This is a genomic window from Allobaculum sp. JKK-2023, assembly GCF_034745455.1.
Taxonomy (GTDB): Bacteria; Bacillota_I; Bacilli_A; order Erysipelotrichales; family Erysipelotrichaceae; genus Allobaculum.
The window spans coordinates 2,127,881-2,154,693 of sequence record NZ_JAYERV010000003.1 but is presented as its reverse complement, the minus strand read 5'-3'; the positions used below and the strand labels follow the sequence as shown (position 1 = coordinate 2,154,693).

21 protein-coding genes and 1 other annotated feature are annotated in these 26,813 nt (G+C 46.8%); of the genes, 4 read left to right on the top strand and 17 right to left on the bottom strand.

Annotated features, from left to right (window positions below):
* Positions 1-130: 130 nt before the first annotated feature.
* Positions 131-1,756, bottom strand: coding sequence for a transposase (locus tag U4956_RS08640; RefSeq protein WP_323088133.1), 1,626 nt, complete (start codon positions 1,754-1,756; stop codon positions 131-133).
* 864 nt (positions 1,757-2,620) lie between these two features.
* On the opposite strand from U4956_RS08640, the gene U4956_RS08635 reads away from it, so the two are divergent.
* Positions 2,621-3,961 (top strand): serine hydrolase, encoded by a 1,341-nt coding sequence (locus U4956_RS08635; RefSeq protein ID WP_323090199.1) that lies wholly within the window; start codon positions 2,621-2,623, stop codon positions 3,959-3,961.
* 91 nt (positions 3,962-4,052) lie between these two features.
* On the opposite strand, the gene U4956_RS08630 is transcribed toward U4956_RS08635, so the two are convergent.
* From U4956_RS08630 to U4956_RS08565, 14 genes are all read right to left on the bottom strand, one after another.
* Entirely contained in the window at positions 4,053-4,223 is a 171-nt protein-coding gene (locus U4956_RS08630) for a hypothetical protein (RefSeq protein WP_323090198.1), read from the bottom strand.
* A gap of 130 nt (positions 4,224-4,353) precedes the next feature.
* Positions 4,354-4,776 (bottom strand): DUF2000 domain-containing protein, encoded by a 423-nt coding sequence (locus U4956_RS08625; protein ID WP_323090197.1) that lies wholly within the window; start codon positions 4,774-4,776, stop codon positions 4,354-4,356.
* Positions 4,777-5,048: 272 nt separating this feature from the next.
* Positions 5,049-6,422, bottom strand: coding sequence for an IS4 family transposase (locus U4956_RS08620; protein ID WP_323090195.1), 1,374 nt, complete (start codon positions 6,420-6,422; stop codon positions 5,049-5,051).
* A gap of 155 nt (positions 6,423-6,577) precedes the next feature.
* Positions 6,578-7,474 carry a DMT family transporter gene (locus U4956_RS08615; protein WP_323090194.1) on the bottom strand — a complete coding sequence of 299 codons (897 nt, stop codon included), beginning with the start codon at positions 7,472-7,474 and terminating at the stop codon, positions 6,578-6,580.
* Positions 7,464-8,300, bottom strand: a complete 837-nt coding sequence (locus U4956_RS08610; RefSeq protein WP_323090192.1) for an AraC family transcriptional regulator — start codon at positions 8,298-8,300, stop codon at positions 7,464-7,466. Before U4956_RS08610 ends, U4956_RS08615 begins: the two co-directional genes overlap by 11 nt.
* Positions 8,301-8,539: 239 nt before the next feature.
* Positions 8,540-9,514, bottom strand: coding sequence for a 3'-5' exoribonuclease YhaM family protein (locus tag U4956_RS08605; protein WP_323090190.1), 975 nt, complete (start codon positions 9,512-9,514; stop codon positions 8,540-8,542).
* Between the two features lie 514 nt (positions 9,515-10,028).
* Positions 10,029-10,943, bottom strand: coding sequence for an ornithine carbamoyltransferase (gene argF / locus U4956_RS08600; RefSeq protein WP_323090189.1), 915 nt, complete (start codon positions 10,941-10,943; stop codon positions 10,029-10,031).
* The gene (locus tag U4956_RS08595; protein WP_323090187.1) at positions 10,940-12,127 is read right to left on the bottom strand and encodes an aspartate aminotransferase family protein; all 1,188 of its coding nucleotides are present in this window, start codon (positions 12,125-12,127) and stop codon (positions 10,940-10,942) included. The genes argF and U4956_RS08595 overlap by 4 nt, the downstream gene beginning before the upstream one ends.
* Entirely contained in the window at positions 12,127-12,996 is an 870-nt protein-coding gene (gene argB, locus U4956_RS08590; RefSeq protein ID WP_323090185.1) for an acetylglutamate kinase, read from the bottom strand. The genes U4956_RS08595 and argB overlap by 1 nt, the downstream gene beginning before the upstream one ends.
* Entirely contained in the window at positions 12,993-14,198 is a 1,206-nt protein-coding gene (argJ, locus tag U4956_RS08585) for a bifunctional glutamate N-acetyltransferase/amino-acid acetyltransferase ArgJ (protein ID WP_323090182.1), read from the bottom strand. The genes argB and argJ overlap by 4 nt, the downstream gene beginning before the upstream one ends.
* A 115-nt stretch (positions 14,199-14,313) precedes the next feature.
* Complete coding sequence (gene argC, locus U4956_RS08580) at positions 14,314-15,243, bottom strand: N-acetyl-gamma-glutamyl-phosphate reductase (RefSeq protein WP_323090181.1); 930 nt, start codon at positions 15,241-15,243, stop codon at positions 14,314-14,316.
* A 181-nt stretch (positions 15,244-15,424) separates the two neighbouring features.
* The gene (gene argH, locus U4956_RS08575) at positions 15,425-16,810 is read right to left on the bottom strand and encodes an argininosuccinate lyase (protein ID WP_323090180.1); all 1,386 of its coding nucleotides are present in this window, start codon (positions 16,808-16,810) and stop codon (positions 15,425-15,427) included.
* Positions 16,810-18,081, bottom strand: coding sequence for an argininosuccinate synthase (locus U4956_RS08570; RefSeq protein ID WP_323090179.1), 1,272 nt, complete (start codon positions 18,079-18,081; stop codon positions 16,810-16,812). The genes argH and U4956_RS08570 overlap by 1 nt, the downstream gene beginning before the upstream one ends.
* Before the next feature lie 289 nt (positions 18,082-18,370).
* Positions 18,371-18,580, bottom strand: a binding site (T-box leader).
* 371 nt (positions 18,581-18,951) lie between these two features.
* Positions 18,952-19,860, bottom strand: coding sequence for a YoaK family protein (locus U4956_RS08565; protein ID WP_323090178.1), 909 nt, complete (start codon positions 19,858-19,860; stop codon positions 18,952-18,954).
* Positions 19,861-20,058: 198 nt separating this feature from the next.
* Between U4956_RS08565 and U4956_RS08560 the strand changes: the two genes are divergently transcribed.
* Positions 20,059-21,174 (top strand): amidohydrolase, encoded by a 1,116-nt coding sequence (locus U4956_RS08560; RefSeq protein WP_323090177.1) that lies wholly within the window; start codon positions 20,059-20,061, stop codon positions 21,172-21,174.
* Positions 21,175-21,287: 113 nt separating this feature from the next.
* On the opposite strand, the gene galE is transcribed toward U4956_RS08560, so the two are convergent.
* Both galE and galT read right to left on the bottom strand, forming a co-directional pair.
* Entirely contained in the window at positions 21,288-22,313 is a 1,026-nt protein-coding gene (gene galE, locus U4956_RS08555) for a UDP-glucose 4-epimerase GalE (RefSeq protein ID WP_323090175.1), read from the bottom strand.
* 217 nt (positions 22,314-22,530) lie between these two features.
* Positions 22,531-24,024, bottom strand: a complete 1,494-nt coding sequence (galT, locus tag U4956_RS08550; RefSeq protein ID WP_323090174.1) for a UDP-glucose--hexose-1-phosphate uridylyltransferase — start codon at positions 24,022-24,024, stop codon at positions 22,531-22,533.
* A gap of 531 nt (positions 24,025-24,555) precedes the next feature.
* Between galT and U4956_RS08545 the strand changes: the two genes are divergently transcribed.
* Both U4956_RS08545 and U4956_RS08540 read left to right on the top strand, forming a co-directional pair.
* A complete protein-coding gene (locus tag U4956_RS08545; RefSeq protein WP_323090173.1) occupies positions 24,556-25,704 on the top strand; it encodes a sn-glycerol-3-phosphate ABC transporter ATP-binding protein UgpC in 1,149 nt (382 codons plus the stop codon).
* Between the two features lie 225 nt (positions 25,705-25,929).
* On the top strand, positions 25,930-26,655 hold the full coding sequence (locus tag U4956_RS08540) for an SDR family NAD(P)-dependent oxidoreductase (RefSeq protein WP_323090172.1): 726 nt from the start codon (positions 25,930-25,932) through the stop codon (positions 26,653-26,655).
* Positions 26,656-26,813: the final 158 nt, after the last annotated feature.

Here is a 26,813-nt window from a genome sequence, read left to right as displayed (position 1 = left end):
CAGAGAACCGTCGTATTTCCCAGTTTTTTTCTTCGCACGTGTATAAATAGAGCATTAACCTTAGATAATCGAAAAAGTAGAAGCACAACTTTGGATTTTAAACTAGTTTAGCTATACACATCAATGACTGTTACAGATGAGTATAGCCGCGCATTCTACTTCGTTCCTTATCAAGGTTTAGATGAGTTGGAATTTCTATATCTAAAATTTTATAAAATTGTTTTACGTGCTTGTTAGGAACTTCGATCACAACTTTTTTATTAGGTCCTAGGCAGCACATCAACGATTGGGTTTTCCCAAATAATCGTGATGTAGATACGCCGGTATTTTCCATTTGTTTTCGAACGAGCAACAGAATGATTGTATCGATAATATCGTGCAGGATTTTCCCTCTGACTGTTGTATCGCTCCATTTTGAAAGAGGAAGCAGTTCCAAATATTCTTTACTGGTTTTGAAAACTGTCTCTATCTCAGTGCGGCAGAAATACCGATAAAGCAAATCTTCAGGAGAAGTATCGATGTTGGATAGAAGAACAAAATATCCGAATTTGACAGTCATCCAGTCCTTGTCTTTATCCTTCATCTTTTGAAACTCATCTTTGTGGTCTTCAAGATAATCAATAAAGTGGTAAAGCGCATTGTTCTGATCTACATAAACGTAGGCGTATTCGTCATATTTTCCGTATAGTTTGATTTTCTTCTTTCTTCCGAAATAGGTGTGATCCTTACGAACAAACTGGTATTTCCCTTTATTTATCTGGTCTTTGAACTGCCAGTAGAGTTCTTTGAACGGGTACCCCCGTCTGGCTGGCATCCGGCTGATGACGGATTTTGAACTTCCAATATGGAAAGCGGCTATCAGCGGCTCACATACATAGCCAGCATCAAGAACCAGCGATTCAATTTCAATATCCAAAGTCGAAGCGACATCATTGACAATGTTCATCACCGTGCTTAAATCCAGCACATTGCCAGGAATGATGTCATACCAAACTGGCAGGCCAGTCGCATCGTCTAAAACCAAGACCAGGCGGATTTGAATTTCAGATGACGAAAGTCCATGGCAGCATAGTGCATTAAAAGGGTTGTTGGTAATCTGGTTTGGAAGAGGAGTAGAGTCTACGTAGCATCCCTGGCCAAATTTTGGATTTTGTTTCTTCATCAGCTTTATAAACTCTTTGAAGAATGCCACCCGGGTTTTATCGCTTCCCAGCAAAGAGAAAAAAGCTGTATCGGAGTGTAGGGATTGAATTGGCAAGTCTTCAAATAAATAAGATGCATAAGATTTTTCAAGAAAATCATCACAGCCAATTTTTGATCCATCTCTGAGAACTCCATGAAGAATATGAGCAAGAACCCTTTCCAGTTCTTCTTTTTTTGGAAAAACCGTTTTGAAAACCTCCAGCAGGCCACGTTTTTCTAAAAATTGTAGAAGTAGATATGAGTCACCAAAAACCGTATGAATTTGCGGCTCTGGGAAAACCAGCTTACATTGGTTCTCTTTTTCTTCTTCTGAAACAGGAGAAAAAGTATCCGTAGTCACGTTATAGTGAACTAAACCACGTGTTGGAGAAAGAAAAACCCCGGATTTCTTATCCTCAGCAAGTGAAATCACCTTGCCAAGACGTTCTAAAACCTGTTGAGCAGAATGGTTTTTCCTCTCTGGCGCATAAATAGACTTAACAATGGCCGCGGACCCAGAGACTATGTTATTTTCAGCATCACGAACGATTTTCTGAACCTTGATATAAGCCATAAGTAGAAGCACACTCCTCTATGCTTCAAAGTAGAAGCACATTTAGTATAGTTCTACCGAGGAAGATATGAAATTTAATTGATGCTTAAAGGGTTTGTTGGAAAAATAGACAGTGTGCTTCTACTTTCCTGATTATCTAAGGATTAATTTCATCAAGAAAATTAAGCACGATCTTTAACGATTTTATTCTTTCCTTTTTTCGCTCTTAATCCTCTCTCGTTATAGCTTTCATACATTGCCCAATCTGCGGGTTTTTATCGTTAAAGAAGTTGGCCTCAAGCCTCCACTTTTATAAGTCTTTATAAATCTTTACATGTAATCGTATCCAAAAAATAGCCAGTGGATTTTCAGCGCCTGTCTGGATCCGGCTTTCACCGAGCCTGAACTTGCCTGGCGTCCAACCCACTTTTCTGTCTGGTGGTCTTCCTTTCTTCACCGTTCAAATCTCCCGTCGATCTTTTTGGTCTTTCTCTGTTGTGTCCCTGTTTCTCCCTCGATCTTTGGCTGTGGGCTTTTGCGAAAACCACGCTCACGAAAAAGCCGGAGAGTCATTCACCAATCAGCGAATGATTCTCCGGCTTTGCAGGCCTCAAAATTCTGCCTGAACCTTCAACATTGTCCTTATCGATCTGTTTCTCTGGCCATTTCAACCATTTCCCCCTTTTCTTCGTGGAAACAGGATCAAAAAACCAATGTCTAAATGAGACGAAATGCATTGTTAGATAAGAGTCTATGTTTTTTGATTCATTTCAATGGAATTTGAAAACTGAATCTTGATTGTCCACTAAAAAATACCGAAGATAAGGAAAGTAAAATGATATGGCCGGTGGATTGCCGATGGCCGTCCCCTTAGAAAGAATACGTATGAAACAGACTTCCAATGACTCTTCTTCCAGACCTGCGATTGTCTGGGTGTGTATTGTCTTTGTTGCCCTTTCGGTCTGTCTGGCTGGTTTTTCAATTTATTCAGCTCTGACCAGTAAAGAGAAGACAGTCGCCCAGCACGATAGCCAGTCTTCCACGACTTCAGATGTCAGTCAGATTTCTTCGATCTACCAAGATCCGAAAGCCATCACCAAGCTTTTGACCACCCAGATTGAGTCCTATATTCACGATCGTGACTATGCAATGTCCGATCTTGCGATCTATGTGGAATCGGGTGATGAAAGCGTCACCTACAAATTAAATGTGGATAAAACCATGACTGCTGCCAGTACCTACAAGCTGGCGTTAGCCATGTTGTATTACGATCAGATTGCCCAGGGGGAGAAAACAGAACAGTCTACCCTGACCTTTGGAGCGGAGTCGGTGCGTGACGAAGGCTCAAACCCCATTCTTGGCTCCTATGGGATTGGATCCGCCGTTCCCATCGAGGATGCGGTCGCCTTTACGCTAACGTATTCCGATAACACGGCTGCTGCGATTCTCTATGACAATCTGGGCGGCTGGGAAGAATTCTGCGATCTGCGCTCGCGCTATTCCAAATACCCGGGCATTGCTGAAAATCCTCTCGATAACGTCTGCACAGCAGCCCAGCTGATGGATGAAGTCCGGCTGTTGATGAACAACCAGACCAAATACAAACCGATCATTTCAGCCCTGGATGGAGCTGCTGCAGATTCCTATCTCAATGACCTGGTGGAAGAAGATACGATGATCCAGAAATATGGCCAGGTTGGCGGAGCAACCAACAGTGTCGGCTTTTCAAAAGTCGGAAATCCATACCGCATCGTTGTCTTATCCAATTCCAATGACAATACGGTTGATCCGGGCGTAATTAACAAGATCGCCTACAACGTTCTCAATCAGACAGCGGATGCCAAAGAAAAATTCTGGGAAAAACTCGAACTTCAGCCAGCCGGACCTGCCGAAGAGATTGAAATCACGGAACCGTATTATCCGGCAAGCCCAGATACAGAACCCGATACGACTACGCCTTACTATCCTTCAGCACCAGTTTCACCTTCCATCGATGATGGAAGCAATGACTATATTGCTCCGCCTGTTTCGACTGAACCTACAAATCCCGTGTTGCCAGATGCGCCTTCTTTAACTCCGGACGATTCAGGAACCGGTGCCGATCCCGGCATTGATCCAGGAATGCCAACGCCAGATCCTGGCGCCGCAGATCCATCCCCTGCTCCGGTTCCGACAGAACCAGCCCCAATCGACCCGCCTGAACTGGAAGAAAGCGCTCTTTGCTGACAAGAAAGTGAAAAGCACAATCAAAGAGAAACGGCCACGATGATGATGGCCGTTTTTTCGTACTGATGGGCCTATCAATTTCAGAAGAAAGTCATTTTGCCCTGTAGTTTTGCACAGGGGCTGCTTTAAACTCCTGTGTCTGAATAACTGATAGACTGATCAGACAGGCAAAGAAGATGAAGAAAATGATGCCGATGATAATAACGAAAATGAAATTGCCTGGAAAAGTGAAATCTTTTACCAGGCGACTAAGCTTTTTCATCAGGCAGGCTCTTCATTTCCCTGCCTGATCAAAGTCTCGCTTTTTTGCATTTTTCTTCCAAGAGGTACCGGCCTCTTCGCGTTTGCGTGTCAACATCAACGTGCAGAAACTCATTGGCAGCCAGATAGAGTTAACGCAATAAAGGCAAACTTCCAGTCAGTTTGTTAATCTTTTTCTTTGGACCGCACAGGGCGACTCCAAAGTATCGTAAAGATTCTTCAAAAGAGTTGCCCATTTTCTCGATAAATTCGTCATAGGTCTTGCATCCCTGGGCTAAATCCGAAAAATCCACCACCGTCAAGTCCTGAAAATCCGGTTCGTACAGTTTGGTACGAATCTGCCTGATCTGCTCGAGTGATCCTTCCAGAATTGGAATTGGGACTTTTACAATCCCTAAATGTTGATTTCCACTCTGGTCCATGACCTCAACTCCGATCATCTGCGGCTCTGTTTTACCAAGCGTCATCCCCAGGATAGCCGCTGTATTGGCAATAAGCCCCCTCGATAGATTTTTATCAATGACCATTACGCATTTTTCATCTTGTTGAATCATCTTTTGTTTCCTCTTTTCTTGTAAACCGTCCGTCAATGTCATTTAGCTAGAAAAATATGACCTCAAACTTTGTATAAAAATCAAAGACAAAGTGGATGATAGGAATAGAATTTGCTGCTGATTATATCCATATGCACCAACCAAGCACAAAATATACTGATTGATTTGGCTGTATTCATCAAAATAGGTGCACTAAAAACAACCCTTCGATAAGAGCCGTTTTTAAGAATTGTATGGGTGGTTTGTATCAATAAGATGCGCATATAATGCACTTATCGATAGGTGAACCATATCAAACGATTGGGATGGAGATTTCGCTTGAAGCTTCTTTCCGGCCGAACGGGCAGTTTTTCTCTTAGCAGCTCCTCGGTCAGAGCCTGAAACTCCGCTTTTGTAATTTGACGAATCGTTCGATTCTTCGTCCACTTCGGGGTGAACGTGTTCCTGATAGCCCGTATCGCCTTAGTTGTATTGATTTGGTATTCATAAGTTGTCTGATTCTCTTCTTTATTATCTGATTGAGATGATTCAAGAACACACTTTTTGATCTCGGAAACCAGATTGTAGAAGATAAGGGATGAATAAATCTCCTGAATGATGTATTCTGCTTTTATCGAGTGGATACGTTTCATTCCTATTCCATATTTAAGCCAGGAGAAACTCTGCTCGATTCGCCACCTTAGGTGGTAAATAAATCCAAGAGCCTCCGGAGGAAATTCTGCTTCATCCAGATTGGTAATCAGTCCTTCCCAGACGTTGTCGCCAATCTCGATAGCTACCACCCTGCAGTCAAAATCAATAAATTCAGATTCTGGATCAATCTGTCTCATTGATTTTTTGACCAGGTATTTCATCTGGGGGTTTTCTTTTTCCCCTTTTCTTTGGTGGTGGGTAAGAATGCGGCTGATCTGCTGGTCTTCTGTATGGTCAAGCTCTGTATAAGTCAGGCAGCTATACTCTCGTTCTTTCATACGTATGAGGTATTTGTGCCCTAAGGATTCAATAAGCTTACATAATGGGTAAGAGAAATACCCTCTGTCCATGACAAAGAGAAATGTCTCGCCAGGATAAGCTTCGTGAATCTCCTTGACCATTTTCATAGCAGCGGCCCGTTCGTCTTTGGACCTCTGGTCTTGAGTGACGATGGCTAAAAATTTGTCATTAAGTACGTCATAGGCTGCGTTAACGTGAATACCGGCCCGGATAATGTTTTCCTTGTTCTTGGTATAAATGATGTAGTCAGGTTCATCTTCATTTGGCGCAACAGGTTCATTGGTTCCGTCAAAAGCGATTACCCTGTGTTCTTTATATTTTTTATCCATGGAATAAAGTGCCAAGGTGGCTTTGTGCAGTGCTGAAAATACGCTGACTGGAATCTTGGCTTTTGTCTGAACAAGTGCCGAAGCAGATGGTCTTACACTGCCCATGCCGAAATAGTTCATGGATAAATCGGAGAGTGTTGATCCATTCCCGATAATGGATGTATTCAGGAAATGGAACAAGTTTATTTTTGATGATCGATAATGACTTCGTGAGAAAGCTCCTGTTTGAGAAGCAAGAATCTTCTCCTGTTTGTGGGCAAATTCCTCAAGGAATTTCATGAATCTTTGATAAATCTTATGTGGTGAAGTAACTCTAATTGCCATTTTATTCCTCCTTAAACGGTTGCATTTTTGATTGAGTAAGGATTAAATTAGACAATTATAGAGTTGTTGTCAAAGCTAATTTTCGTTAAACCAGAAAATATAAAATCCACCATCTGTGCACGGATGGTGGACAATACTAACTATCAAAAACTAAGCTAAATGACATTGAACCGTCCGTTCTCTGACAAAATCAGACCCGCCAGGATCAAAAATGTCCCGACAAGCATGAGAACAGTGATTTGTTCATGAAGGATAATCGCCGAAGTTGCCACTGTAATGACAGGAACCATATAAATATAAATACTCGTCTTCACAGCTCCCAATACTTTCACCGCATAGTTCCACGCCACAAAACACAAAGCAGAAGCACCCAATCCCAGGTAAAGAAGATTGCCCAAATCAACCGGATTGGAAAAACTGGCGATCCATGTCAGATCCAGCCTGAAATCCAGCAGGAACAAGGCCGGCAGCATGAATAAAATTCCATAAAAGAATACCCGGCGCGTGGTAAGAATGGTCGAAAATCCGAAACCACTGATTTTCTTTGTCCACACCGAATAGAAAGCCCAGACCACAGTTGCCAGCAACGCCAACAAGTCGCCAAAAGGATTTAACTTCAGACTGGACCCATTGAAACTGATCAGGGCGATCCCGGCCATGGCAACCACAAAGCCAAGATAAAAGCAAACTGGCGGCTTGTTTTCTTTCAGAAACAGGGTCGAGAAAACAGCGGTAAAAAATGGAGCGACCGAAATAATTACGCCGACATTAGAAGCCAGAGTGCAGGTCAGGGCAATATTTTCCAGCAGATAGTACAGACAGATTCCGCAAAGTCCTGCCCCCGCAAAGATCAGTTCCTGTTTTCTGCTTGTTCCTTTCAGCCACTCAGGACAAATCAGCCAGAGAGCTGACAGTCCGATGGCAAACCGGAAAAACAGAATCTCAACCGGCTGTAAGTCTGTCAGCAGAATTTTCGTCGAAATAAAGGTCGTTCCCCAGATGATGATCGTAAACAGAGCGCACAGACGCCCTATAGTCTGGCTATTTTTCATGGATTTTCTCCTTTGGATCCTGGAAGATCTTTCGATAAACGCCCGGCGCCAGTCCAATCAGGCGATTGAAACAGTTTGTAAAATGGCTCTGATCATAAAATCCGGTGCGCAGAGCGGTTTCCACCAGCGAATCGCCATGTTCCAGCATCTGGCGGGCCTTTCCGATCCGAATGTTCTGCAAATAGCTGTAGGGCGTGACGCCTTTGGCGCCCGCAAAGGCTCGAAGCAAAGTCGATTTGCTGACAGCTGTATATCGACAAAGCTGATCGAGGTTAATGGGTTTGGCATAATGCGCTTCCATAAATGCGCAGGCCCTTTCCACCTCTTCATGATCTTCTGGAACAGCGAAGACAAATGGCTGACTATAGTGCTCGACAAGCAAAGCGATCAACTGCCGCAAAATTTCCTCTTTTTTCGATTCATGGGAACCTTTCATCATCAGTTCGTGAAGCCTGTACAGATAGTCAGCTGCCTCTTCATCACAGATCACGTTTCCCCAAAAGCCCGGCAGCACCCGCTGGCCGATCGCTTTCTCGACTAAATCGAGCATGACACTTTGCGAAATGTTCATTCCTCTGTAATCCAGCGTTCCTCCATCCTGTTGACTACAGGCGTGAATATCTCCTGGATTCAGCAGGAGAATATCCCCCTTTTTGAGGGTGTACTGGCAGTTTTTACAGCACAAAATCCGTTCCCCTTCTTCCACCAATCCGATCACATAGTATTCATGAAAATGCTTGGGAAATGGCTGGGTGATGTTCGCAAAGGAATAAGCCTCAAGATGCAGCCGGTCATCGTAGACTGCCGTTCGTATTTCTTTTTTCATGCGATTTCCTCATTTTCTGTCCTATTTTAAGAATTGAAAAACTGAACTGGCTTGGAAAATATCTTCATTTTCATCCCCGACTTAAAAATGGCACAGGGTCAGACTTTCCCTGTGCCATGATCAAAATGCATTCTTTCGGTTCCAGATTTAAAACCACTGCCATAAGCGCAGCTGCAGTCATTCCCTTGGACAGACTCTGCTCAGATCTGATCAGAAAAAGACCGCAAGATGGCGGACGATTATTCTGGTCTCCAGACGCGTCCATCCAGGCCAAAAACCGCTTTTTCGGAGAGTTTGCCTGGGTCCAGATTGCCCTGCACCTGGTCAAACATCCAGATTTTGGCATCAATCTGGTCCAGATAATGTAAAATCATGGCTTCCCGAAATCTGGGGGTGATTGGACTTCCATACTCCGGTTTGCCATGGTGGGATTCAATCATGTGGAATAAGGCCAGGCGCTCGTTTTCGCTGGGTACCGGAAGATTTTTGGCTTTCATCTCTTTCAGAATTTCTTCCAGCATCAGAAGACCAATAACCAGATGCGAAAGCAAAACACCAGAAACCGAATAATCAATGACCATCCCTGTTGGATCACGAGAAAATTCCTGGAGCTTGCCCAGATCATGGAGCAGAATGCCGCTGATCAACAGATCCTGATTCACTTCAGGATAGACTCGGCAAAGTGAATATCCAAGCCGGGCCATACGCAGCGTATGGAAAACCCATCCGCCCAGCACATCATGATGCATTGATTTTGCGGCTGGCAAATCGATCAGAACCGATTGATATCGCTCCAGTACATAGAGTACCAGCGACCGCAGCCCAGAACTTTGAATCAGTCTGCCGCATTGATACAGAGCATTCAGATTTTCCCGACGATCAGGCAGCGCCGGAATGAGCTGTGTCAGATCGCCTGCTTCAGAAAGTGTTACGCCCTGCATACTGATCACTTTCGCCTGGGGACCATAGCGGGCATCCTCTTCATATCGAAAAGCGACTTTTGCAAATCCGCTGGGTATAAACAATTCTTTTTGGCTGAGGTTATTTTCATTGATCGAAAAGAAGACGGCTGGAAGCCGGTCAAAGGCATCTGCCAGTTCCAGTCTGGCCATTGGATTGCCGTTGCGATCGCTGGACAGGGAAAACTGAGCGATCCTCCAGACTCCCTCATAACTCTGGTTGAATACCAGTTTCTGGATGGGTGTAAATGGCATAGCGATGCTCCTTTCTTGTTTTTATGACCGTCGCTTTTGAAAAAAGCTTAGTTCAAGTCGAATCCCGTACTCGAATACAAATTGGTCAGGTTTGCCAGGATACAATCAAGGAAGTCCTGTAGAAAAAGCGCTATTCATCTTCTACTTTTTAGACAGTTCTTGAAAAGGTTGGTCAGCGCCTGGCGAAATCCAGAAGATTGCCCTTTCTCATCCGGCCACAGTAAAGCGGCTACGCATTTTGCATGGTTTTTGCTGAGTGCAGATGCACCACCAAAATATATCTACATTCAAGAGTCTATCTATTCATTCCATTTGATTAGATAGATCCTATCTATTCATTCCATTTGGTTAGATAGATCCTATCTATTCATTCTATTTGACTCAACGTATAATATAAGGCTATTTAAAAGCTTTCTTGAAAATGTAAAGCCTCAGATTAATGGAAGACTTAATCTGAGGCTTATTCTCGTTCTTTTGATTGAAATTTGGCTGTCCTTTTTTCAAGGGAGCCTGACTATTGTGGATCTTTCATCAACAGCACCATAACCGCTTTCTGGGCATGGAGTCTGTTTTCCGCTTCTTCGAAGATTTCATCGGCATGGTCTTCAAAGACTTTTTCGGTGATTTCCTGGCCCCGGTAAGCAGGGAGGCAATGCTGGACCATCACTGGATTTTTGGCATGGGCAAGCAGTTCATCATTGACCTGGTAGCCCTGAAAGAGTTTGAGGCGTGCTTCTTTTTCGGCTTCCATGCCCATGCTCGCCCAGGTATCGGTAAAGACAACATCCGCATCTTTGACAGCTTCTTCGGGACTTTCCGTCCAGGTAAAGTGGTCTGGATAGGCCGCCGCAAATTCAAGAACAGCTGGATCTGGTTTGTGGTCCGCCGGCGTCGCAACGGCGACATCCATCCCCATCTTCAGACCGCCAACGATCAGAGAGTTGGCCATGTTGTTGCCATCGCCAATGTAGACCATTTTCAACCCTTCCAGTTTGCCGAATTTTTCGCGGATGGTCATTAAGTCCGCCAGCACCTGACAAGGATGGCAATAATCAGTCAGACCATTGATGATTGGAATGGATCCATATTCAGCCAGGTCTTCGACTTCTTTCTGTTCATAGGTCCGGATCATGATGCCATCCAGATACCGGGAAAGAACGCGAGCCGTATCCTGCACAGGTTCCCCACGGCCAATCTGCAAGTCAGCCGAAGACAGGAATAAAGGCTGTCCGCCTAACTGATGGACGCCGGTTTCAAAGGAAACACGGGTTCTCGTTGAAGATTTCTGGAAAATCAGGCCTACGGATTTTCCCTTTAAATAGGGGTGTTCAATCCCATGTTTCTTTTCATATTTCAACTGATCCGCAAGATCGAGGATCCGGGTGATTTCTTCCGGGGACAAATCCTGCAGTTTCAATAAATGATTCATGCAAAAACCTCCTTCATGGCTGCGACGGCCTGGTCCATCTGCTCATAGGAAAGAGTCAGCGGCGGCAGCAGCCGGATCGTGCCTTTGCCAGCTTTGAGTGCGAGCACGCCTTTTTCTCTTAATTTGGCCAAGTCATCCAGAACTGCATCTGGACCGACTTCAATGCCGATCATCAGACCCATGCCGCGTACGTCTTTGACGTGATCAGAATCCAATGCTTTAATGGCCTCCATCAGATACTGGCCTTTTTGAGCTACATCGTCTAAAAATTCAGGCTGGCCGATGGTATCCAGAACAACATTGGCCGCACTGGCTGCTAAGGGGTTGCCGCCAAATGTTGTGCCGTGATCGCCGGCTTTTAAAACATCCTGCGTCTTTTCACCGGCCAAAACAGCACCGATGGGAACACCTCCGCCAAGACCTTTGGCACAGGAAACGAGATCCGGATGCAGGCCATAATTCTGGTAACAGAAGAATGCCCCCGTCCGGCCGACACCCGTCTGGACTTCATCAATCATGAGCAATACATCATTCGCTTCGCAAAGTTCTGCGGCTTTTGAAACGAACGCTGGATCCAAAGGACGTACGCCGCTTTCTCCCTGCACAAGTTCCATCATGATGCCGGCATATTTGCCCGAGCAAAGTTTTTCACTGAGGTCTTCCAGATCGCCCACTTCCACGTAGTCAAAGCCATTGGTAAACGGGAAGAAGTTGGCATGGAAGTGGTCCTGGCCCGTGGCTTCCAGAGTGGCAATCGTCCGGCCATGGAACGAATTGCGTAAAGTCAGAATATTCAACCGTTCTGGATCCTGGTATTTGTCCCAGCTGTATTTGCGGGCAATTTTGATCATGCCTTCATTGGCTTCAGCACCCGAGTTGGCATAGAACACGCGTCTGGTGCCGGCCAGTTGATTTAATTTTGCGGCCGCATGGATCATGGGTTCGGTATAAAACAGGTTGCTGGCCTGCATCATTTTTCCCGCCTGATCGGATACGGCTTTGACAAGGGGTTCATAGTTATGGCCCAGGGCATTGACACCAATCCCTGAGGTCAGATCCAGATAGGGTTTTCCTTCCAGATCATATAAAATGCAGCCATCGCCGTGATCTAAAGCCAGATCAAACCGGCCGTAGGTCTGCATCAGATTGTCCTGTTCAATTGCTTTTAAGGTTTCAAAATCCATCAGATTTCCTCCTGGCTGAACATTGTTCCAATGCCAGCGTTGGTCAGTAATTCAATCAGAATTGAATGCGGCACCCGGCCATCAATAATACTTGCTCTGGAAACGCCCTGCCGGACCGCTTCCACGCAGCAGGCAACTTTGGGAATCATGCCTCCCGAAATGACACCCGTCGCTTCCAGGGCGGGAATCTGGGAAACTTTAATATTGGCAATGACACTGTCTGGATCCGCCGGATCGGCCAGCAGGCCGCTGATATCGGTTAACAGAATCAGCTTTTTGGCATGCAGCGCTCCAGCCAGCTTGCTTGCGGCAAGATCGGCATTGATGTTGTAGGAGTGCCCATCATAAAGTCCGGCGGCAACCGAAGAAATGACCGGGATATAGCCTTTTTCAATGACATCCGAAACGAGCTGGCAATTCACCTGGACGATATCGCCAACATAGCCATACTTTGCATCACTGCCCTCTTCGACATGCGGGATGGCCTGGAAGAGATTTCCATCCATGCCGCCAAGACCAATTCCTTTGCCTTCCAGGTGGCTGACCAGTTCTTTGTTCACCTTGCCGCAAAGGACCATCTGCACGATTTCCATCGCTTCTTCATCCGTTACGCGCAAGCCATTGACAAAGTGGGATTCGACGCCCGTCCGTTTGAGCATCCGGTTGATATCCGGTCCGCCCCCATGCACGAGCACGACATGGATGCCCACCAGATGGAGCATCAGGACGTCTTCAATGACGGCTTTTTTCAACTCTTCATCAATCATGGCGTTGCCGCCATATTTCACGACGACCACTTCGCCGTTATATTCTTTTAAATACGGCAGGCTTTCCGCTAACAGCGCTGCTCTTTGCTCTGGCGGGATCATGTCCGATAGTCTCCGTTGATCTTGACATAGTCATAAGTCAGATCGCAGCCCCAGCAGGTCGCCTGTTTTTCGCCTTCATGCAGATCGGCAATGATTTCAATGGCATCGGGTTCAAGGATCCGGGCTGCCTTGTCTTCATCAAATTCAATGCCTTTACCAGCCTTGCAGACGAGGACTTCACCGTTTTTCGAAGCAAAATAAATGTCTACCCGTGCCGGATCAAATTCAGCTTTGGAATATCCCATCGCACAAAGCACCCGGCCCCAGTTTGCATCGGCGCCAAACACAGCGGCTTTTAACAAGGAAGAAGAAGCCACGCTCATCGCCAGCGTTTCCGCCTGATCTTCTGTTGCGGCATTTTTAACCTCAACTGTAATCAGCCGGCTTGCCCCTTCGCCATCACTGGCAATCGCGATGGCCAGATGTTCCATGACCACTTTCAGGGCCGTTTTAAACGTTTCATAGTCTGTCCCTTCCCCAGTGATTTCGGTATTGCCGGCCAGGCCGTTGGCTAAAACGATGCACATATCATTGGTCGATGTATCGCCATCGACGCTGATGCGGTTAAAGGTCTTTTTGACATTGGCTTTCAGCATCTGGCTTAAGCATTCACTGCTGATGGCCGCATCGGTCGTGATGAAGCAAAGCATGGTTCCCATATTGGGGTGAATCATGCCCGACCCTTTCGCAATGCCGCCAAGACGGACAATTTTACCATCCAGTTCAAATTCCACTGCGTATTCTTTGACTTTCGTATCGGTAGTCATAATCGCATGGGCACTTTCCAGCGGATCCTGGCCCAAAACAATGGCGTCGGTGCCCGCCACGATTTTTTCAATCGGTAATTCCTGGCCGATGACGCCAGTCGAAGCAACGAGGACATCTTCAACATCCAGGTTGAGTTTTTTTGCGGCTGCTTCAGCCTGAAGCAGCGCATTTTTGGCATCATTGATAGCACAGGCGTTGGCATTGCCTGAATTGACAGTAATTGCCTGGGCTTTGCCATTGGCCAGATGTTTCATATTCAGATACAGGGGGGCGGCTTTGACCTGGTTGGAGGTGTAAACCGCGGCGGCTGTACAGGGGACACTGGAAACAATGAGCGCGAGCTCTTTTTTCTCGGGGTTACTGCGCAGGCCGCAGTGTACGGCGCCGGTAGAAAATCCCTGAGCTGCTGTAATCGAAGAAGTAACAGGTTTCATCCAGATTTCCTTTCTATTTCGTCTATTTCATCCATTTCGAATTTTCTTGATCGATCGCTCAGATTTTGAGGATCTGAAAAAGGATTCAGAGGTGTGAGTTTGTTCTTTTTTCTCTTCAAAGGACCAGGCCTTCAAATTCTGGCAGGCCAAGCATGAGGTTCATATTCTGAACAGCGGCCCCGCTTGCTCCTTTGCCCAGGTTGTCGAAACGGGCATTGAGCACATAGCCATTTTCATTGCCGTTAATAAACAGTTCCATCTGATCACTGCCCGCCAGCGTGTTGGAAAAAAGGGCGGGCTGGCCGGGATGAACCTGAATATTGGTGTTGGCATACCACTTGGAAAAAAACTGGTACAGACTTTCAGGGGTGAGTTTCTTTCCTTCTTCAGTTAAATCCGCTGGATCAAGGAAGACCGAAACAAGCATGCCCTGTGCAAAGTCATCGACAACCGGAACAAATAACGGGGTCTGTTCCAGATGGCAGACCGTTTTCATTTCGGGCAGGTGCTTATGGCTGAGCGTCAGGCCATAGGCTTTTGGACTGGCCATGGCTTCAGTTTTATTTCCTTCATAATCTTCAATCATCTTGCGGCCGCCCCCTGTATATCCGGTTAAGGAGAAGGCTGTCAGTTTCGTATCGGGTTTGAGCAATCCACCCAAAACGAGCGGGTACACCAGAGAAATAAACCCACTGGCATGGCAGCCTGGATTGGCAACGAGTCTGGCCTTCTGAACCGCTTTTTTGTGCTGTGCATCGAGTTCGGGAAAGCCATACGTCCAGTCTGGATGGGTCCGATGGGCCGTGCTGGCATCGATAATTTTGGTATCCATGCCCAACATCAGTTCAACGGCCTCTTTTGCGGCCGCATCTGGCAGGCAAAGGAAGACCAGATCGGCTTCTTCCATCAGTGCCCTGCGGGCCTGCGGATCTTTTCGCAAGGCAGGATCAATTTCTAAAAGCTGCAAGTCCGGGCGGTTTTTCAGCCGTTCATGGATCTGTAATCCGGTGGTTCCCGCCTGGCCATCAATATAGATTTTCTTCATGTTTTTATTTCCTTTGGCTCTGGCTTCTCCCCTTGGAAGAACAGAAAGCCAAACACAGGCCAGCCAAGCCTGTGTTTATGATCTTTTTTTCTTCATGTAAAGTAAAATCAAACATTCCCATTCGTTTCTGGAATGGATCTTTGGCCGGATCGAAAGCAGACCGGATGGGTTTGAATCGTGATCAGGATTTATGCGCTTTGGCAAACGCTTTGGCTTTGGCTGCCTGATCAAGAACCGACTGTGGGGATGGGCCGCCATAGACTTTGCGCTGGTTGACGCAGTTGAGTAAATCAATGGCGGGATAGAAGTCATCCTCAAAGAGCGGACATAAGGCCTGCAGCTCTTCGAGCGTTAACTCTTCCAGTGCTTTTCCCTGTTCGAGGCAGCTGGCCACCAGCTGACCGGTCAGTTTGTAGGCATCACGGAAAGGCATGCCTTTTTTTGCCAGATAATCGGCACAGTCTGTGGCATTGATAAAGCCTTTCAGGCCGGCCTGTTTCATGTTGGTCTTGTTGACCTTCATGGTCTTTAACATTGGAACCAGAACTTTCAGGCACTGTTCCACGGTGTCACACGCATCAAAGATCGCTTCTTTGTCTTCCTGCATATCCTTGTTATAGGCCAGCGGCAGACCTTTCATCACCGTCAGCAAGCCCATCAGATCGCCATAGACCCGACCTGTTTTGCCCCGGATCAGTTCGCACATATCCGGATTTTTCTTTTGCGGCATGATGGAGCTTCCGGTTGAGAAGGCGTCATCAAGGTCAATGAATTTGAATTCCCAGGAACTCCACAAAATCATCTCTTCACACATACGGGACATATGCATCATCAGGATGGAGAGATCAGAAAGAAATTCAATGCAGAAATCCCGATCTGAAACGGCATCGATGGAGTTGGACATTGGTCTGGAAAAGCCAAGGCGTTTTGCAGTGAAGTCTCGATCCAGATCGAAGGTAGTTCCGGCCAGAGCGCCGGCGCCCAATGGACATTCGTCCATGACATCGAGGGTGTTTTCCAGCCGCTTGATATCACGGCTGAACATATTGGCATAGGCCATCATCGTATGGCCAAAGGTCACAGGCTGTGCTCTTTGTAAATGGGTGTAGCCTGGAACAATGGTGTCGGCATTGGCGGCAGCGATATCAGCCAGGGTATCCATCAGCCGGCACAGTCTGTTTTTGATTTCATTGATGCGTTCAACCACAAACAGGCGTGTATCAAGCGCCACCTGGTCGTTGCGGCTGCGGCCGGTATGGAGCTTTTTGCCGGCATCGCCGATCTTGGCCGTCAGCAGCTGCTCCACACAGGTGTGAATATCTTCATATTCATCCGTAAACTGAATGCGGCCGGCATTCATGTCGGATAAAAGTTCAAGCAGGCCATGATGAATGGCTGCTTTTTCATCTTTAGTCAGAATGCCCTGGTTTTCGAGCATGCACGAATGCACCAGAGATCCCAGAATATCCTGCGAGTACAGTCTGTTATCAAAGGAAATGGAACTGTTAAAGTCGTTTGCGGCAGGATCTGTTCCTTTCGAGATCCGCCCGGCCCAGAGCGTACTCATTATTCAACGCTGGAGAAATGTTCTCCAGTCTGTTCAGCCAGGGCCTGGTCATTGATTGCCCGAACGGCAACCGGCAGACCAAACAGGTTGATGAATCCGGCAGAATCGGCCTGATCGTAGCAGTCATCTTCATCAAATGTCGCCATGCCGGCGTTGTACAGCGAGAATGGAGAAGTGACCGATACCGGGATCATGTTTCCTTTATATAACTTCAAAGTGACATCCCCGGTAACCGTTTCCTGCGTAGAGTCTACAAATGCGGACAACGCTTTTCTCAGCGGTGTGTACCACAGACCGTCGTAAACCAGTTCACCGAATTTCTGGCCGACGATTTCTTTGAAGTGTTTCGTGTTTTTATCGAGCGTGATTTCTTCGAGTTTCTTGTGGGCGGCATACAGGATGGTTCCACCTGGTGTTTCATAGACACCTCTGGACTTCATGCCGACCAGTCTGTTTTCAACGATATCCAGAATACCGATGCCATTGGCTCCACCGACTTCGTTGAGTTTGAGAATGATTTCTTTGGCGGTCATTGGCTGATCATCCAGCGCTGTTGGAACGCCTTTGTCAAAGTGCAGTTTGATTGTGGTTGGCTTGTCGGGAGCCATTTCCGGAGACACGCCCAGTTCCAGAAAGCCCGGTGTATTGATTGGGGCTTCGTTGGCCGGATCTTCCAGGTCCAGGCCTTCATGAGACAGATGCCAGAGGTTTTTGTCTTTGGAGTAGTTGGTTTCTTTGGAAATCTTTAAAGGAATGTTGTGGGCTTTCGCATATTCGATTTCTTTTTCTCTGGAGTTCAGCTCCCAGAACCGCCATGGAGCGATGATGTCCATTTCAGGAGCAAAAGCTTTGATCGCCAGTTCGAACCGAACCTGGTCGTTTCCTTTTCCTGTGCAGCCGTGGCAGATGGCTTGCGCGCCTTCGGCTTTGGCAATTTCAACAATCCGTTTGGCGATGATGGGTCTTGCAAAAGAAGTTCCCAGCAGATAGTCTTCGTAACTTGCCCCTGCTTTTAAGGATGGAATGATATAGTCATCGACAAATGTGTCGGTTAAATCTTCGATATACAGCTTGCTTGCTCCAGTGGCCAGGGCTTTTTCTTCCAGGCCATCCAGCTCGCCGGCCTGGCCGACGTTTCCAGAAACAGCGATCACTTCACAGTTTCCATAGTGTTCTTTCAGCCATGGAATCAGGCAGGATGTATCCAGTCCGCCAGAATAGGCGAGGACGATTTTCTTATAGTTTTTATTTTCGTTATGTAAGTTGCTCATAATGGGTATTCTCCTTAGTTGTGTCTGTTTTCCTGAGTTGTCTTCACATGATTTCCATGTGGGTTTTCTTTGCGACCGCCTTTGATAGCTCTTTTTTACGCAGCCTGCGATCGATCTTTTCTGAACATCTTTTTGTTGGACAGGTTCAGATTCAATTGGGTTTTCGGTTTGCGCTTTGGACATTCAGGAACAGGACCTGGATGTCCTCAGTCAGCCTTGAAAGGTTCAAGGGTTCGTCGGCCTTCCTGCATAAGGAATCTCCCCTTTCAAAAAAAAAGCCCTTCCCCAAGGAAAGGACGATAAATATCGCGGTACCACCAATCTTCCCCCTGATCAATGCAGAGGACACTTTCCTATAACGCCAGGTCGCGGGAACCACTCGATTTCTGTCGCGGCTCCACTCACGGACACGTTCGCTGTCTTCCGGCCGCCATGTTTCACCACGCCATGGCTCTCTTTGGACTTTCCGACAGGTACTCCTTCCGGTCATCGATTTGATGATTCGTATTCTAACGGCCTGTGCTCAAATCGCAACGTTTTTGAAATGTAAACTTTGATTTTTTCAGAAAAATGGTGAAAAACGTCTGAAATACTGACGATTCATCAAGAAACCAATCCAGTTCATCGTCTGATTATGGGAAAAAGCAATATTCAGGATGACCTCCGGCCAGAAATGGAAAACAAAAAGCAGACTGGAATCTGTCTGGTTTGAACAGATTCCAGCCTGCGGCTTTTCTTCCTTTCATCCAGAAAAGTGTGCTGATATCAGCAGGGCGAAGCCTGCACACAGGAATTCATTTTCGAGAAGAATGTCTCCATCTGATTGTCCACTTTGTTTGATTTTCGATGAGCATGGGGTCATTTTCAGGTTTATTCTTTTTCCCGCCTGTTTTCTTCGAGCTGATATCGTTCGGGCAAAGCGATAAAGGTACAAAGAAACAGGAACCCCGCACTGACCAGCGACGTATAGTGGCCAAGATAGGGACAAAGCATAGCTCCGCCAATAATCCCCGCAAAATAAGCCAGCACGATAATCAGATACACCATCGCCCGAAACGCATCCGCCCGGTCATGCACCGTTAAAAAGCGCGTGAGATGGGTGATGGAATTCTGAAAACTGCCGGTGATGACAATCGTAGCCACCGGGGTGCGCCGGATTTTGCGAAAGGTGATCGTCTGCAGACCGGTTGCCAGGCCGAAAATCGGATTGGCCAGCGCATTCCAGCTGTCGGGTAAAAAGGAAGCCGAAGTAATCAATACGATTTCAATCAAAAATGGAATCTGACGCCATCTCGGATAATCCGGTTTGTCTTTATAATGCTCGGCAATAACGATGCCAATCGCAAACATCATCGGTGGAAACAGATACTTGGTAACGTTCGCAAAGTTGCCCTGGGCCAGATCAAGGCCCAGATACAGGATATTTCCGCTCTGGGAACTCGCAAAGACATGGCCTCTGGTCACATAGGTACAGGCGTTCAGAATGCCGACACCAATGGAAAGAAGCACCCCAAGGCGCACGGATTCAATGTGTTCTTCGCGATCATTTTCCACGATTTCCTGAAGCACCGGGCGTTGTTGGTGCTGCTCTTCAACCAGGGAAGCCTTGGCGCCAGCGGGCTGCTTGAAATGAAGGACACCTGCCGTTCTGGCAGAGGCGATAGAGGAAGAATTCTGCTTTTGAACAGAAGCAGATTCAGGTTGTTTTGAATTGGATGGTTGTTTACTCATGACTTTATTATCGTCACCAAAACAGCCCAATTCGCTGCAGATACCCATCTATCCCGCCTCCTTCTGAATTGACTGCTTCTCTTCTTTCTGGCTCTTTTGATCCTCTGATTCAGAAATCCTCTTTCTCTTCCCTCTCGTCTGGAAAGCACAAAAGATTTGTCCTGTTTTCGGCTCATTTGATTTCTTCCTGAATTTGGATTGGCTGCGGATATTTTCAGGATTTCAGAAACTGTTTATACTTGTGCCATGAACAGAAACGATGAACTGAAACAGCTCCAGACCTGGCGGCGCAATCTCCATCAGATTCCCGAACTCGAACTGGATCTGCCTTTAACCAAACAGTATTTACTCCAGCAGCTGGATGGGCTGGACTGCATCATTACCCATCCGATTGACTCGGCCATCGCGGCTTTTTTCGATAACGGAAAGGAAAAAACGATCGCTTTTCGCAGCGATATGGATGCCCTGCCGGTCAAAGAGAATACCGGCCTGCCTTTTGAAAGCCAGTTTGAAGGCCGCATGCATGCATGCGGCCATGATGGCCATATGAGCAATCTGCTCTTGCTGGCGCATCGCATTCAGAAGATTTATAAAGATCTGCCCTGCAACATTCTGCTGATTTTCCAGCCCGGTGAAGAAACGCCAGGCGGAGCCCAGCCCATTCTGGATACCGGCCTGTTTGAAATGTACAATGTCGCGGCTGTCTTTGGCCTGCATTTATGGCCGCTTCTTCCCGCTGGCCAGATTGCAACGATTTCCGGTCCAATGATGGCCAGTGCCACTGAAATTGATGTGGACATTGAAGGCAAGGCGGTTCACGCTGCCCGCCACGAAGAAGGCATTGATGCGCTCGAAATTGGCATGCGTTTTTTCCGCTATGCGATGACCCTGGAAAAGAGTCTTCCAGAAGGGGTTAACCGCCTGCTTCAGTTTGGCAAAATGAGTGCCGGCCGGGTTCGCAATGTGGTTGCTGACCATTGCCTGCTGCAAGGGACACTGCGCGGGTTTGATTTTGAAACCATCCATTTTCTCAAAAGCGGCCTGGAAGAAATTGCCCAGGAACTCGAACACCAGAGTGGGGCCAAAATCACCATTCACTGGTCCGATGCCTACCCGCCGGTCCACAACGATGAAGCGCTGGTTGAACGCATCACCAGCACGATTGACGGCTTCACGTTGTTAGAAAAACCCGTCATGATTGCGGAAGACTTTGCTTCCTACCAGCAGAAAGTGCCAGGTGTCTTCTTCTTTTTAGGCACAGGCACCGCAATTGAACTGCATGATTCCCGCTTTACCTTTGATGAATCCATCCTGTTAGAAAGCGCGGATTTATTCGAAAAGCTTGCTTACCTTGAATTCTAGACAAACAAAAGGACCGCTCCCTGCGGTCCTTTTGTTTGTCTGATTTTGTTTTATTGAAAGACTTTGATGGAATTAAAGACCTTTCTGGCCTTTAAGAAAGCGATCAGAGGCGATTACTTGCCTTCTGTACGATAGCCATCTGGATTGTTAGACTGCCAGTTCCAGGAAGTGCGGCACATGTCATCCAGATCGTATTCAGCCTGCCAGCCAAGTTCATCTTTAGCCAGGTCACTGTTGGCATAGCACATCGCAATATCGCCTTCGCGTCTTGGTTTGATGACATAAGGAATTGGATGGCCGCACGCTTTTTCAAACGCGTGGATCACATCCAGAACGGAGCTGCCTTTGCCGGTACCGAGGTTGTAAACTTTGACACCGCCATTGTGTTTAATCTGACCTAAAGCCGCCACGTGGCCTTTTGCCAGGTCAACGACGTGGATGTAGTCACGAACGCCGGTTCCATCTGGGGTTGGATAGTCATTGCCAAAGACACCCACTTCTTTCAGTTTGCCAACGGCTACCTGGGCAACATAGGGCAGCAGGTTGTTTGGGATCCCTTTTGGATCTTCTCCAATCCGGCCGGATTCGTGGGCGCCAATTGGATTGAAATAACGAAGCAGCAAAACATTCCAGTCAGGATCGGCTGTATGAACGTCCGTCAGAATCTGTTCGATCATCCATTTGGACCAGCCATAGGGGTTGGTGCAAGTGCCTTTTGGACATTTTTCAGTAATTGGGATCTCGACTGGATCGCCATACACGGTAGCCGAAGAAGAGAAAATGATATTTTTGACGTTATGGTTTTTCATGACGTCGATCAGGTTGAGGGTGCCGCCAATGTTGTTTTCATAGTATTCGACCGGCTTGCGCACACTTTCGCCAACGGCTTTTAAGCCGGCAAAGTGAATGACCGCATCCACCTGTTCCTGATCGAAGACCCGATTCAGGGCTTCTTTGTCGAGCAGATCGACTTTATAGAATTTCACTTTCTTGCCCGTGATTTCTTCAACGCGCTCTAATGCTTTTTCGTCTGCGTTGTATAAGTTATCCACAACAATAACTTCATGACCGGCATTGAGCAGTTCAACGTCAGTGTGGGAGCCGATATAGCCGGCGCCGCCAGTAACCAGAATTTTCATACGATGTCTACCTTTTCTACCTTTCGTGGATTCAGCTTTTCAGTCCGTCTGTTCAAGCTGTTTTTTGGTTTTAATCAAACCGGATCATACCCGCCTTTGACCAGGCAAAAGCTGGTTTTGGGCGGATTGATGGGGTGGATGTTGCCTGGGAGTGTTCTCCAGGCTGTTTGGAGTCTGCGGTTTTTGTGGTTTTCAGCCTTTTGTAAACTGAACTCGATTAAAGAGCAGCGATAAAGCGGTGGAATGCCTTGCGGCCTTCTTGATCTGTCTTATAGACACCGGCATCTTCCAGAACGTGGCTGAAGACTAAGCCAATTTCATCATGGATGATCTGATCGATATTGGAGGCATCCAGATCTGGATGCTTTGCGAGAATCTCGTCAGCCCAGTCGGCGTGTTTTTCAAGGGTTGGATTGGCACGCAGATCTTCATGGTTGAGGATGGCTGCTTTCAGATCAGACATTTCCTGCTTCAGACGAGCCGGCAGAACAGCAAGACCCATGACTTCAATCAGACCAATGTTTTCTTTCTTGATATGGTGCCACTGTTCATGGGGATGGAAGACACCAAGTGGATGCTCTTTACTTGTGATGTTGCAGCGTAAAACCAGGTCGATTTCATAATCGCTGCCACGGCGGCGCACGATTGGGGTAATGGTGTTGTGTGGTTCGCCATCGTTGGCAATGATCGTTGCGGCTTCATCCGTATATCCACGCCATGTATCGAGAATATGGTCAGCTGCTTCAATGATGCGGCTGCGATCTTCCCCGCGCAGACGAATGACAGACATTGGCCAGTTGACAATCCCTGCTTTCAGGTCCTCGAAACCTGGAATGGTGATTTCTTCTTCGATTTTTGCTTTGGCCATGGGGAAATCATGATTTCCGCCCTGGAAATGGTCATGGGAGAGAATCGATCCGCCAACGATTGGCAGATCAGCATTACTGCCTAAGAAATAGTGTGGGAACAAATCGACAAAGTCGAACAGTTTCACAAAGGCATCGTGGTTGATCGCCATTGGAGTGTGCTTGCCGTTGAAGACGATGCAGTGTTCATTGAAGTATACATATGGCGAATACTGGAAGCCCCAGTCGGAACGGTTAATGGTAATCGGGATAATGCGGTGGTTGGTGCGTCCTGGATGATTGACACGGCCGGCATAGCCTTCGTTTTCCATGCAGAGCTGGCATTTTGGGTAGCTGGACTGTGGAGCATTTTTGGCAGCCGCGATGGCTTTGGGATCCTTTTCCGGCTTGGACAGATTGATGGAAAGTTCCAGTTCGCCATATGGAGAAGCAGCACTCCAGCGTTCATCTTTGGCAATGCGGTCACGGCGGATATAGTTGGAATCCTGAGAGAGCTTATAGAACCAGTCCGTTGCAGCTTTTGGATTTTCCGCAAAGAGATTGTCAAAAACTGCCTGAATCTGAGCGGGGCGGGCAAGCAGAGCATTCATCAGTTTGGCATCAAACAAGTCGCGGTAGGTGATGGAGTCTTCGATGATCCCGCGCTTTGCAGCGAGGTCGAGCAGATCCTTCAAGACTTCCGGTAAGTCGATGGGGTTGCCATCTGGTGTCCAGGCGTTTTCATCGATCGAATCCTGGTGCATCAGGTCCAGAAGCAGGTTGGTGGCGTAAATACGTTCACTTTCAGGAAGCAGGCCTGTCTGCACTCCGTATTCCACCAGTTTTAAAATTGATACGTCAGCCATAATCTTTCTTCTTTCTACCAGGCGGGCTGGTGTGCCGCCCAGAATGTTTTACTAAATATCTATCTATAATTTACTAAAATTTTACCTGAATGCAACCCTCTGGAAGAAGATTTTAAAAATTTTTTTGAGGCGCCGTTTTCTTTCTCAACCAGATAGCTGCCAGTTTTCTGCGTTCAGGCCATCAACTCGTCCGCCGCTCCTCTCTTTATTGTAGGTCACAAAAGAGATGAAAGCGTTTTACTTTCAAAATTCCCACAAAAAGCCTGTCGAAAGGATCCGATTTAGATGATCTCTTATGGCCTTCAATCTTTACTTCCAGTTTTACTTCACCTAAGGTATCCGAAAAAGATGATTTCAGTCTCGAAAAGCTCCGAATGAAACGTTTCAACTCTTTTTTCTTGTATCTGTATGGCAGATGACGTATTCTTTTCTCAGATGAAGCAAGAGCGCTTACACCATTCAATAATCCGATAGATAAAGCTGATTTTTGAGGGTGAATTCTGCCGCTTTCAGGCGGCTGCAAGGAGATTTATGTCAGAACTTAACTTACATCACATTAAAAAAGTATATCCGAACGGTTTCGAAGCCGTTCAGGACTTTAACCTCGACATCAAAGACGGCGAATTCGTTATTTTCGTCGGTCCATCCGGCTGTGGTAAGTCCACTACCCTGCGTATGGTTGCCGGCCTGGAAGATATTTCCGATGGTGACCTGTACATTGATGGCAAACGTGTAAACGATCTGGATCCAAAAGACCGTGATATTGCCATGGTTTTCCAGAGCTACGCTCTGTATCCTCATATGACAGTTCGCGAAAACATGGAATTCCCATTAAAGATTGCGAAACTGCCAAAAGAAGAAATTGACTCCCGCGTTGCCGAAGCTGCCAAGACTTTAGGTCTGGAAAGCCTGCTTGACCGTAAACCAAAAGCGCTGTCCGGTGGTCAGAGACAGCGTGTTGCCATGGGCCGTGCGATTGTCCGTCATCCAAAAGTACTGCTGATGGACGAACCATTATCCAACCTGGATGCAAAACTGCGTGGTCAGATGCGTGTCGAAATTTCCAAACTGCATGAAAAACTGGGTTCCACAATTATCTATGTAACCCATGACCAGACTGAAGCGATGACTCTGGGCGACCGGATCGTTGTTATGAGTGATGGTGAAGTTCAGCAGATCGATACCCCATCCAACCTGTACCAGTACCCAGTGAACAGATTCGTTGCCGGATTCATCGGCTCTCCACAGATGAACTTCATGGACGTCGTGATTAAAGAAGCTGGCGACAAAGTTTACCTGACAATCGGCGATGACGATATTTTGATCTCTGATGAAAAAGCCGCTAAGCTGAAAGCCAAAGGCTACAAAAATGGTCAGTCCGTTGTTTTAGGTATCCGTCCTGAAGACTTATCCGACCACCCAGAGATGCTGGCAAAATTCCCAGAATCCACTGCTAAAGGTAAAGTTGAAGTTTACGAAATGCTCGGTTCCACTTCCAACCTGTATGTAGACTGCAACGGCACTCAAGTCACTGCGGCAGTTGACCCATCTACAAAAGCACGCGTTGGTGATGTAGTGACTCTTGCTTTCAATAACAACAACATCCAGATCTTCGATAAAGATTCCAACAAGAACATCCTCGTTGATCTCGATCCAAACACAGGCACAATCCTGAAATAGTCAGAATCATCGAATACCCGGAATTTTTTGAATTCCTCCAGGTCAGGACCCGTAAGGGTCCTGATTTTTTTGTTCTCTGGTCCATTTTCTGGTCGAAAACAGCCTGATCCGACAAAGACGCGCCTTGATTTTTGATATTGCTTTCATGCAAAATAAGTCTGTTAACCATTTAGAAACAAAAGCATCCGCGCCGGATTCTTTTGTTCAGAAAGGAAATCTAAATTCATGAAAGTTTGTGTTATTACTGGCGGCACCCGCGGCATTGGATTTGCGACTGTCCAGGCCTTCTTAAAAGAAGGCTACAAAGTCGTTCTGTACGGATCCCGTGAAGAAACGGTCACCAAAGCGCTCAACGAACTCAACAACGATCCAAACGCAGAAGGACGCTGGACCCATTTAATTGATGAAGAAGCCATCAATAAAGACTTCGCTGAAATCAAGGAAAAATATGGATCCATTGACGTTCTGATCAACAACGCCGGCATTTCCGATGCCACTCCCTTTTTGGAGTATTCTGAATCCCTGTTCACCAAAGTCATGAACCTGAATGTCATCGCTCCATATGTCTGCTCCCGTGCTGCAGCACCCATCATGAAAGAACAAGGCCATGGCGTCATTCTGTTTACCTCTTCTATGGTTTCCAAAGAAGGGCAGCCATCCGGGGTCGCTTATCCAACCAGCAAATTTGCGATCAACGGCCTGACCATTTCCCTGGCCCGCGAACTGGGTAAATTCGGCATCCGCGTCAACGCGGTCGCTCCAGGCATTACCTTCACCGACATGGTCAAAGCCCTGCCAGAACAGATGATCAACCCAATGATTCAGGCCATTCCTTTAAAACGCATCGGCGAACCTGAAGATATTGCCAAAGCATTTGTCTTCCTGGCCTCCGATCAGGCAAGCTATATTACGGGTGCTGTACTTCCGGTAGATGGCGCAATGATGGCCTAATTCACTCATCATTTAGTCTTTATTTTAAACAGATTTATCATTTTACCTTACAGATCCAAAGCTTCAGAAGTGTCTCTGGCAGCATTCAGCCACTACATTATGAAAGTTTGGATCTTTTTATATTGGTGCTGAAAAGCTTTATGAAGACCTAAAAAGTC

What these genes read in the sequence shown, in the direction of transcription:
- U4956_RS08640 (WP_323088133.1), bottom strand. Translation starts at nt 1,756, where the DNA reads ATGGCTTATATCAAGGTTCAGAAAATCGTTCGTGATGCTGAAAATAAC.
- U4956_RS08635 (WP_323090199.1), top strand. Translation starts at nt 2,621, where the DNA reads ATGAAACAGACTTCCAATGACTCTTCTTCCAGACCTGCGATTGTCTGG.
- U4956_RS08630 (WP_323090198.1), bottom strand. Translation starts at nt 4,223, where the DNA reads ATGAAAAAGCTTAGTCGCCTGGTAAAAGATTTCACTTTTCCAGGCAAT.
- U4956_RS08625 (WP_323090197.1), bottom strand. Translation starts at nt 4,776, where the DNA reads ATGATTCAACAAGATGAAAAATGCGTAATGGTCATTGATAAAAATCTA.
- U4956_RS08620 (WP_323090195.1), bottom strand. Translation starts at nt 6,422, where the DNA reads ATGGCAATTAGAGTTACTTCACCACATAAGATTTATCAAAGATTCATG.
- U4956_RS08615 (WP_323090194.1), bottom strand. Translation starts at nt 7,474, where the DNA reads ATGAAAAATAGCCAGACTATAGGGCGTCTGTGCGCTCTGTTTACGATC.
- U4956_RS08610 (WP_323090192.1), bottom strand. Translation starts at nt 8,300, where the DNA reads ATGAAAAAAGAAATACGAACGGCAGTCTACGATGACCGGCTGCATCTT.
- U4956_RS08605 (WP_323090190.1), bottom strand. Translation starts at nt 9,514, where the DNA reads ATGCCATTTACACCCATCCAGAAACTGGTATTCAACCAGAGTTATGAG.
- argF (WP_323090189.1), bottom strand. Translation starts at nt 10,943, where the DNA reads ATGAATCATTTATTGAAACTGCAGGATTTGTCCCCGGAAGAAATCACC.
- U4956_RS08595 (WP_323090187.1), bottom strand. Translation starts at nt 12,127, where the DNA reads ATGGATTTTGAAACCTTAAAAGCAATTGAACAGGACAATCTGATGCAG.
- argB (WP_323090185.1), bottom strand. Translation starts at nt 12,996, where the DNA reads ATGATCCCGCCAGAGCAAAGAGCAGCGCTGTTAGCGGAAAGCCTGCCG.
- argJ (WP_323090182.1), bottom strand. Translation starts at nt 14,198, where the DNA reads ATGAAACCTGTTACTTCTTCGATTACAGCAGCTCAGGGATTTTCTACC.
- argC (WP_323090181.1), bottom strand. Translation starts at nt 15,243, where the DNA reads ATGAAGAAAATCTATATTGATGGCCAGGCGGGAACCACCGGATTACAG.
- argH (WP_323090180.1), bottom strand. Translation starts at nt 16,810, where the DNA reads ATGAGTACGCTCTGGGCCGGGCGGATCTCGAAAGGAACAGATCCTGCC.
- U4956_RS08570 (WP_323090179.1), bottom strand. Translation starts at nt 18,081, where the DNA reads ATGAGCAACTTACATAACGAAAATAAAAACTATAAGAAAATCGTCCTC.
- U4956_RS08565 (WP_323090178.1), bottom strand. Translation starts at nt 19,860, where the DNA reads ATGGGTATCTGCAGCGAATTGGGCTGTTTTGGTGACGATAATAAAGTC.
- U4956_RS08560 (WP_323090177.1), top strand. Translation starts at nt 20,059, where the DNA reads ATGAACAGAAACGATGAACTGAAACAGCTCCAGACCTGGCGGCGCAAT.
- galE (WP_323090175.1), bottom strand. Translation starts at nt 22,313, where the DNA reads ATGAAAATTCTGGTTACTGGCGGCGCCGGCTATATCGGCTCCCACACT.
- galT (WP_323090174.1), bottom strand. Translation starts at nt 24,024, where the DNA reads ATGGCTGACGTATCAATTTTAAAACTGGTGGAATACGGAGTGCAGACA.
- U4956_RS08545 (WP_323090173.1), top strand. Translation starts at nt 24,556, where the DNA reads ATGTCAGAACTTAACTTACATCACATTAAAAAAGTATATCCGAACGGT.
- U4956_RS08540 (WP_323090172.1), top strand. Translation starts at nt 25,930, where the DNA reads ATGAAAGTTTGTGTTATTACTGGCGGCACCCGCGGCATTGGATTTGCG.